This window comes from Mesorhizobium sp. M2A.F.Ca.ET.037.01.1.1 (assembly GCF_003998075.1).
GTDB lineage: Bacteria > Pseudomonadota > Alphaproteobacteria > Rhizobiales > Rhizobiaceae > Mesorhizobium.
On the sequence record NZ_RZSA01001795.1, the window covers coordinates 1 to 459 of the forward strand.

At 66.4% G+C, this 459-nt stretch carries 1 protein-coding gene; it reads left to right on the forward strand.

The features are described 5' to 3' along the window. On the forward strand, positions 1-459 hold a 459-nt coding region (locus EOA27_RS39860), incomplete at both ends, for a GGDEF domain-containing protein (protein WP_145970966.1).

Genomic DNA, 459 nt, shown 5'->3' on the forward strand with positions numbered 1-459 from the left:
CTGTCGGGCTATGCCGCGCTCGGCCAGCGCATCAGCGCATTCGCCGACGCGCAATCCAGCAACATCCTCGACCTGCACCGCACGCTGTTCTTCGCCACCCTCGGCGTCATCGTGCTGGTGGCGCTGTTCATCTTCCGGCCGATGTCCAACGCCATCCTGCGCAAGACCCGCGAGCTGGTCGACGCGCGCAACTCCATGGCCTTCATCGCCGTGCATGACGGCTTGACCGGTCTCCACAACCGTACCTTCCTGACCGACCATTTCGATACGCTGATCAAGGGCGCGCACCGGCGCCGCGAGCGCCTGGCGGTGGTCCAGTTCGATCTCGACCGCTTCAAGCAGATCAACGACACGCTCGGACACGCCGCCGGCGACTATGTGCTGGTGGTGACGGCGCAGCGCATGCGCGATTCCTGCCGCGCGTCGGACCTCTGCGCGCGGCAGGAATCGCGCATGCGC